We start from the raw sequence: 566 nt of genomic DNA, 5'->3' as shown, positions 1-566 counted from the left end.
AGAGTTTTAAAGTGAGCTCTGGTGTCTAAGCTTTATTTGGGTATAAAGGAATATCCCCTGTGGGTTGTAGATGCTGAAATCTGAGTCTCGCCATAAGATTCAGCCGAGGATAAAAACTATGTTTCGCCTAATGACACTGATGTCATCTCTTATTGTTATCTTTACCTCCTTTTCGTCCTACGCTGAGCCTCAACACTGGCGCGCTAAAAAAGGCGACACGGAATACATGATTATCGGCTCCGTACATGTCGGTGATAAAAGCATGTATCCACTTCCGAAAAACATCACTAAGTTTTTGGAACAAAGCTCGGGCTTAATTATTGAGGCCGATGTAAGAAGCTCTGAAGGTGTGGTGTACCCAGAGAGTTCGATTCTCTCTAAAGACGTACTCGACAAAACTCAACGCCAACTGTTAGTGAACATCGCCAAAGATCTAGGCATGGCGGAAGCGCAACTTCTCAATGTGCCACCTTGGACCGCAGCTCTGACCATCCAACTCGCGCTAGTCAATAAGCTTGGCTACGTATCAGACGAAGGTGTAGACATGCATCTAATTGGTTTAGCTG

1 protein-coding gene is annotated in these 566 nt (G+C 44.9%); it reads left to right on the top strand.

The genetic code is table 11. The features are described 5' to 3' along the window. Positions 1–118: 118 nt before the first annotated feature. Positions 119–566: TraB/GumN family protein (locus R7044_RS27115; RefSeq protein WP_225456215.1), on the top strand; the 448-nt coding region annotated here is incomplete at its 3' end.

This window comes from Vibrio sp. 1402 (assembly GCF_033340275.1).
Note: the sequence above shows the minus strand (reverse complement) of the source record. Positions and strands in the feature narration are given on the sequence as shown.